The 6,884-nt window shown below is 68.7% G+C and carries 6 protein-coding genes and 1 pseudogene; 5 read left to right on the top strand and 2 right to left on the bottom strand.

The genetic code is table 11. From position 1 onward, the window contains the following. Window positions 1–32 precede the first annotated feature (32 nt). Together RJ1_RS18945 and RJ1_RS18950 are read right to left on the bottom strand one after the other, a co-directional pair. On the bottom strand, window positions 33–1,160 hold the full coding sequence (locus RJ1_RS18945; protein ID WP_073362539.1) for a lysylphosphatidylglycerol synthase transmembrane domain-containing protein: 1,128 nt from the start codon (window positions 1,158–1,160) through the stop codon (window positions 33–35). A 28-nt stretch (window positions 1,161–1,188) separates the two neighbouring features. Beyond that, window positions 1,189–2,646 carry an adenylate/guanylate cyclase domain-containing protein gene (locus RJ1_RS18950; protein WP_073362546.1) on the bottom strand — a complete coding sequence of 486 codons (1,458 nt, stop codon included), beginning with the start codon at window positions 2,644–2,646 and terminating at the stop codon, window positions 1,189–1,191. A gap of 187 nt (window positions 2,647–2,833) precedes the next feature. On the opposite strand from RJ1_RS18950, the gene RJ1_RS18955 reads away from it, so the two are divergent. The 5 genes and pseudogenes from RJ1_RS18955 to RJ1_RS18975 all read left to right on the top strand — a co-directional run. Then, complete coding sequence (locus tag RJ1_RS18955; protein WP_073362548.1) at window positions 2,834–4,048, top strand: AI-2E family transporter; 1,215 nt, start codon at window positions 2,834–2,836, stop codon at window positions 4,046–4,048. Further along, complete coding sequence (gene macS / locus RJ1_RS18960) at window positions 4,032–5,234, top strand: MacS family sensor histidine kinase (protein ID WP_073362550.1); 1,203 nt, start codon at window positions 4,032–4,034, stop codon at window positions 5,232–5,234. Before RJ1_RS18955 ends, macS begins: the two co-directional genes overlap by 17 nt. After that, on the top strand, window positions 5,227–5,895 hold the full coding sequence (locus RJ1_RS18965; RefSeq protein WP_073362553.1) for a response regulator: 669 nt from the start codon (window positions 5,227–5,229) through the stop codon (window positions 5,893–5,895). Before macS ends, RJ1_RS18965 begins: the two co-directional genes overlap by 8 nt. Before the next feature lie 78 nt (window positions 5,896–5,973). Continuing rightward, on the top strand, window positions 5,974–6,624 hold the full coding sequence (locus tag RJ1_RS18970; RefSeq protein ID WP_073362556.1) for a DUF1707 SHOCT-like domain-containing protein: 651 nt from the start codon (window positions 5,974–5,976) through the stop codon (window positions 6,622–6,624). Between the two features lie 66 nt (window positions 6,625–6,690). Then, a pseudogene (locus tag RJ1_RS18975) lies at window positions 6,691–6,884 on the top strand (DUF2339 domain-containing protein); the annotation flags it as partial.

Genomic DNA, 6,884 nt, shown 5'->3' on the forward strand with positions numbered 1-6,884 from the left:
TAACCGCCCGCGGTTAACAAGTACTCACAGGCCTAGGCATCGGGCTCGGGCTCCGCGCGGCGCTGCGGGTGGTTGGTGGTGGGTGCGGACTGCTCGCGGCGCTCGAATTCGAGGTCCATCTCCAGGTCCTCGTGCTGGTTGTGCCGGAACAGGATGAGGAAGACGACCCAGCCGACGAGTGCGACGAGGATGTAGCTGACGGCGCGGTAGACGAACACGGCGGCGAGGGCCTGCGAGGCGGTGGTTCCTGCGGCCGTCAGGGTGGCGATCAGCGTGCCGTCGACGAATCCCAGTCCGCCGGGGGCGAGCGGAATGCTGCCCACGGCCTTGGCGGCGGCGAACGCGATCAGCAGGCCCGCCAGCGACGGTTCGGCACCCACCGCCCAGCACGCGAAACCGAGGCACGCGACGTCGGCGAGCCGGTGCACGGCCGACCACCCGAACGTGATGACGGTGTCCTTGCGGCTGAGCTCGACCGAGTCGAGCTGGCCCAGGATCTCCTTCCACCGTTCGATGCCGGTGTCGGGAGGGTTCTTGCGGAACTTGTTGTACCGGGTCAGTACCCAGTGGCCGATCGACTCGATCGAGTCGGGATTACGTGAGATGTATCGCAGTCCGTAGAACAGCGCGAACGCGGCGACCAGCGACAGCACCAGCGTGACCGGGCTCACCTTGGTGCCCACCGCGAACGCGCCGGCGGCGCCGAGGAGCGTGAGGCTGCCCGCGGCGATGACCCCCGAGATCGCCAGCTGCCACGACGCCACGATGGGGGTGGCTCCCCACTTGCGGGTCTGCTTGTAGGTGAAGGCGGTCGAGAACACCTGCCCGGCGGGCAGGCTCACGGCCATCGCGGTGCTCGCGTAGATCACCGACACCGACTTCAGCTGGCTGACGACGACACCGCCCGCCTGCAGCAGTCGCTGCTGGACAGCGCCGTATCCGCTGAGGGAGACGGCCTGGGCGGCGATGCACGCGGCGACCCACCCCCAGTGGATTTCGGTGAGTGCTTTCCACGAGTCGCTGAGCGTGGGCCACAGGTAGATGCCCTCGACGGTCAGCAGGGCCAGGAGCCCGGCGCCGAGGAGCCATTTGATCCACCAGTATCGGCTTCGCTGCCGAGGAGGCTCGGCAGTGGGCGGGTCGGATCGAGGCTGGGCCACCTGGCCAGCGTAACCAACGGGTAGCGGATTACTCCGGATAGTCCTCCGGCCAAGCCAGATGGGTGTTGCGGCGACGGCCCCGCAACTGCACCTGTTCACCGAGTTCCCAGTGCGCCTGTTCTTCGTCGTCGGCGAAATACAGCGCACTGGTCGATGCCAGCACTCGGCTGGGGTGGAGCTTGGCGAGTTCGGTGAGCCGCGAGGCCTCGTTGACCGGGTCGCCGATCACCGTGTACTCGAAGCGTTCGGCGGCGCCGATGTTGCCGGCGACGGCGAGGCCTGCGGAGACGCCGATGCCGACGTCGAGGCCGGTGATCTCGTTGAGCGCGAACCGCAGCTCCCGGGCCGCGGCCAGCGCAGCCGTCGGTGCGTCGGGGCGGTCGAGCGGGGCCCCGAAGATCGCGAGCGCTGCGTCACCCATGAACTTGTTGACGAAGCCGTGGTGCCGGTCGATCACGTCGACGACGACGCGGAAGAACTCGTTCAGCAGGTTCACGACCTCCCCGGGGGGACGCTCCGCGGCGGCGCCGGTGGAGCCGACCATGTCGACGAAGAGCACCGCGACGAACCTGGTCTCGCCGCCGAGTTCGGTACCGAACTGCAGTGCCCGCCGCGCGACGTCCTCGCCGACGTGCTGGCCGAACAACTCGCGCAGGAGTCGCCGCTCGTCGGACTCGCGCATCATCCGGTTGAACCCGACCTGCAGTCGCCCGATCTCGCTGCCGTCGAACACCTCTACCCGGACGTCGGTGGCGCCGCGCTGGACGCGTTCGATCGCGCGTCGCAGTTGCTTGATCGGGTCGGAGATCTGGCTGGCCGTCAGCATCGACAGCGCGAACGCCTGCGCGATCGCGATGATCGATAGCAGCATGATCGCCCACGCGAGCGCGTCGGGGGAGAACACGAGGTCGGTGGTGATCTGCGTCACGCACAGCAGGATGATGCCGATGACAGGCATCAGCGTTCCGAGTCCCCACGTCATGGCCATCCGGGTGCCGACACCGGGCGCCATGGTCCGGTCGAACTCGCCCTCGCTGAGCGCGCGGGCGGCTACCGGACGCAGAATCCGCTCGCCGAGCATGTACGTGAAGCCGAACGTCGTGGTCGCGGCCATGCACACGGTGACGATCACCGCGACCGCGAGTTCCGGCATCTCGGTGATCGTGAGCAGCACGAAGATGATGCCGCCGAGGATCCACAGCACCAGGTGCACGATCGCCTGGCGCAGCGGCGCGTGCAGCGCCGACATCTGCTCGCTGCGCGTCGGCGGACCCCCACGCAACTGCCAGCGGACGACGGACCTCAGCATCATCGCGGCGGCGGTGAGACTCACCACGGCGGCGAATGCCAGGTAGCCGCCGAAGATCGCGACGTTACGCACCCGGTCGGCGATGATTTCCTGCGATTCGGGGATCGGCACGCCGTAACGCACGAAGGCGAACACGAGGATGGCGCCGATGAAATTGGCGAGGAGCATCGAAACCATATAGAGCGGCCATCTGCTGCGGACCGTTGCCGCGATCGCTCTATAGGATTTCCGCACGACGTTCAATTTAGCGGTGGGTGTACCGGGTGGCGTAGGACACGTCCCCTTAACGGCGCGCACAGGTCCCTGCGCGCGTGTTTCCCGCGCGAATCGCCCGGCGCTCCCCGAACCTCGATACGCTCCGCAGGTGAACGCGAACGAGCAGCGCTCGGAAACAGCCGCGGTAACACAGGGCGGGGGCCATCCGTCGGCGGCGGTGCACCCGGTGGTGCGGGTGGCGGCCGAATGGACGTGGCGTCTTCTCGTCATCTTCGCGGGTCTGCTGACGCTCGGCTACATCGTGACCAGGCTCGACACCGTCCTCATCCCGGTGGGTCTGGCGCTCCTCGCGTCGGCGCTGCTGGTGCCTCTCGTCGACTGGTTGCAGGGCAAGGGGGTGCCGCGGTCGGCGGCCGTCCTGGTGGTCCTCATCGGTTCGATCGGCATCGTCGCCGGGATCATGACGTTCGTCGTCGAGCAGTTCATCGAAGGACTTCCCGGTCTCACCGAACAATTCGAGGCGTCCGTCACACAGATCCAGGGGTGGCTCACCGACGGACCGTTCCACTTCAGCGAGGACCAGATCCGGCAGGCCGGCGACTCGGTGGTGAAGTCCATCCAGGACAACCGCCAGCAGCTGACCAGTGGCGCCTTGACCACGGCCACGGTCGTCGGCGAGATCTTCACCGGCGCCCTGCTGACACTGTTCACCCTCATCTTCTTCCTGTACGGCGGAACTCAGATCTGGGATTTCGTCACCCGCCTCGTTCCCACCGCGTCACGGCGGCGGGTCCGGTTGGCGGGGAGCCAGGGGTTCGGCTCGCTGGTCGGGTACGTCCGGGCGACAGTGGCGGTGGCTGCGGCGGACGCCATCGGGATCGGCGCGGGACTCGCGATTCTCGGGGTCCCGCTCGCTCTGCCGCTGGCGTCGCTCGTGTTCATCGGTGCGTTCATCCCGATCGTCGGTGCGTTCCTCACCGGGTTCCTCGCGGTGCTCGTGGCGCTGGTCACCAAGGGATTCCTGACCGCGCTGATCGTGCTCGGCATCATCATCGGGGTGATGCAGCTCGAGGCCCACGTCCTGCAACCACTGCTCCTGGGCCGCGCGGTCCGGCTGCACCCGCTCGCGGTGGTGCTGGCCATCACCACCGGCATCGTCCTCGCCGGGATCGTCGGCGGCCTCCTCGCCGTGCCGATCGTCGCGCTGCTGAACACGGCGGTGCGATCGCTGCTGTCCACGGACCCCGACGCCACCTACGATGCGCTCGAGGTCGACGACCCGGCAGTCCCGCTCTACCCGGCCGAGGCCGACGCACCGTCCCACCTCGACGACACTGCGCAGACCCATGACCGACGAGAGTGAGCGACGCACCCGACTGCACTACCGGCCGCGAACCACGACCGAGCTCGACACCCAGCCCGACGCCCCACTGTGGCGGGCCGCGCAGGCGTTCCGCCTCGTCACGCTGGTCTATGCGATCAGCTACCAGTTCGTGTCGGTGCAGTACTACACCCACCAGCGGCTGAGCTGGTTCCTCGTCGCCCTGATGGCGGTGTGGTCCGGCCTCTCCGCGGTCCTGCTCTCCCACGGGAAGGTCCCGCGCTACCAGATCGTGATCGCCGACCAGCTGGTGGTCATCGCGCTGATGGCGTCGACTCGCCTTGTCTCCGATCATGATTGGTACAACAACCATCAGACCCTGCCGACCACCCTGTGGGTCACCAACGCCGTCATCTCCGCCGCCGTCTACGGTGGACCGTGGCTCGGCATGGCGTCGGGGGTGCTGATGGCGACGGTGAGCGCGGTGGTGCGCGACCAGGTCAACCTCGACCTGTGGCGGGACGCGACGGCGCCCGTCCTGGTGTCGGTGGGGCTCGCGCTCGGTCTCGCCACCACCACCGCGAGGCGCGCGCAGGCCCAGTTGGAGCAGGCCGTGCGGTTGGCTGCCGCGACCGAGGAACGGGAACGCCTCGCCCGCGAGGTGCACGACGGCGTCCTGCAGGTGCTCGCGCTCGTCCGTCGCCGCGGCAACGAGATCGGCGGGCCGGCAGCCGAACTCGCCGACCTCGCCGGGGAGCAGGAGGTGGCGCTGCGCATGCTCATCTCCGAACAGGGCGCGGGCGTGGCGTCGGATCTGGGTGGGAGCGCGATAGACCTGCGACTGCTGCTGGGCACCCGGGCCAGCACCACCGTGTCGGTGTCGACCCCCGCGGCACCCGTGACGATCGAGCGACGACGGGCGACGGAACTCGCCGCGGTCGTCGACACGGCGCTGTCCAACGTCGCACTGCACGCCGGTGCGGGTGCCAAGGCGTACGTGCTGCTGGAGGATCTCGGCGACGAGATCATCGTCAGCGTCCGCGACGACGGCAGCGGAATCGCGCCGGGCCGGCTCGCCGAAGCGGAGGCCGAGGGACGCATGGGAGTATCGAAATCCATTCTGGGCCGCGTCGGTGCGCTCGGCGGCACCGCCGAACTCGACACCGAACCCGGTCAGGGCACCGAATGGGAGATCCGCGTGCCGAAGGGAGACGAAACAGATGGGTGACGAGGACACCGGCGAACAGATCACGGTGATGGTCGTCGACGATCATCCGATGTGGCGGGACGCCGTCGCCCGCGACCTCGAGGACGCCGGGTTCGGCGTGGTCGCCACGGCGGACGGCGTCGCCACCGCGGCACGTCGGGCGGCGGCGACGCGTCCCGCGGTCGTGCTCATGGACATGCAACTGCCCGACGGCAACGGCGCCGCGGCCACCGCCGCCGTCCTCGAGGTGTCGCCCGACAGCCGGGTACTGGTGCTGTCGGCGTCGTCCGAGCGCGACGACGTACTCGACGCCGTCAAGGCCGGGGCGTCCGGCTACCTGGTGAAGAGCGCGTCCGTGGAGGAACTGCTCGACGCGGTCCGGGCCACCGCAGCGGGGCAGGCCGTGTTCACTCCGGGGCTTGCCGGACTCGTGCTGGGGGAGTACCGCCGAATGTCGAGCGCGCCCGCCGCCGAGCAGGGGCCCGCGGTCCCGAAGCTCACGGAACGGGAGACCGAGGTCCTGCGGTTCGTCGCGAAAGGGCTGAGCGCCAAGCAGATCGCGACCAAGCTGTCGCTGAGTCACCGCACCGTCGAGAACCACGTCCAGGCCACCCTCCGCAAGCTGCAGCTGGCCAACCGCGTCGAGCTGACCCGGTACGCCATCGAGCAGGGCCTCGAGTAGCCGTGAGTACTTGTTAACCGCGGGCGGTTACTAAGTACTCACGGGCGCCGGAGGCGCACGAACATTAGCCTTGTCGGTATGGAGGCACGGGACCTACGCGTATCGGATGCGGAGCGGGAACACGTCGGCGAATTGTTGCAGCGGGCGGTGGGCCAGGGGATGCTCTCGCTCGGCGAGTTCACCGAACGGATGGACACGGCTCTCGCCGCGAAGACACGGGCGGAGCTGAACGTCGTCCTGGTGGATCTGCCGGGAATCCAGCTGATCTCCGAGTTCACGCCGCCGCCGTACCCCGATCAGCCGTACGTGTCACGCCCGGCGCCCCCGGTTCCGCCGGTCGCACACCGGTCGCCGCCGCCGCCGCCGGGGGACGTCATCCGCGGTCGCATGTCGTCGGTGAGCCGGACCGGCTCCTGGAACGTGCCCCCGGCCCTCGAGGTGAACACCCGGCTGTCGACGGTGACGCTCGACTTCACGCGGGCCGTCATGTCCACACAGGTGGTGCATGTGACGATCGACGACTACGCGAGCACGATCTCGCTGGTCGTGCCGGAAGAGGCGACCGTCGACCTCAACGGTGTGGAAACGGTCGGCGGTTCCGCGAACAACAAGGTGCGCACCGGACCACCGATCGGTCCGCTGCACGTCGTGGTCCGGGGCAAGGTCCGGTTCGGGAACGTGACCGCGAAGCACCCGTTCGGCACCTCGATCCGCCGAATGTTCGGGTAGCACGACCCAGACCGCTCGAGTAGGGCTACTCATGTGTGGGCGCCGTCGCCGCCGGACGATGGATCCATGTCCACACCTGGTACTCCTTCCGTCGATCCACGGCTGGTCGCGCAGCTCTCCGGCGAGTTCTCGGCGCTCGGGCAGCAGATGCGGCACGTGGGTGAGAACCTCGCCGTCCTGCAGGCGCAACTCGCGGCCGGCCCGCGGCCCGCACCACAGCCGGCGCCGCAGCCGATGTACCGACCCCCGGTGCCGCAGGC

Source organism: Rhodococcus jostii NBRC 16295 (assembly GCF_001894825.1).
Classification (GTDB): domain Bacteria; phylum Actinomycetota; class Actinomycetes; order Mycobacteriales; family Mycobacteriaceae; genus Rhodococcus_F; species Rhodococcus_F jostii.

Bases quoted from the DNA above. Each gene is read 5' to 3' on its own strand.
- RJ1_RS18950 (WP_073362546.1), bottom strand. From the start codon at position 2,646: ATGGTTTCGATGCTCCTCGCCAATTTCATCGGCGCCATCCTCGTGTTC.
- macS (WP_073362550.1), top strand. From the start codon at position 4,032: ATGACCGACGAGAGTGAGCGACGCACCCGACTGCACTACCGGCCGCGA.
- RJ1_RS18965 (WP_073362553.1), top strand. From the start codon at position 5,227: ATGGGTGACGAGGACACCGGCGAACAGATCACGGTGATGGTCGTCGAC.
- RJ1_RS18970 (WP_073362556.1), top strand. From the start codon at position 5,974: ATGGAGGCACGGGACCTACGCGTATCGGATGCGGAGCGGGAACACGTC.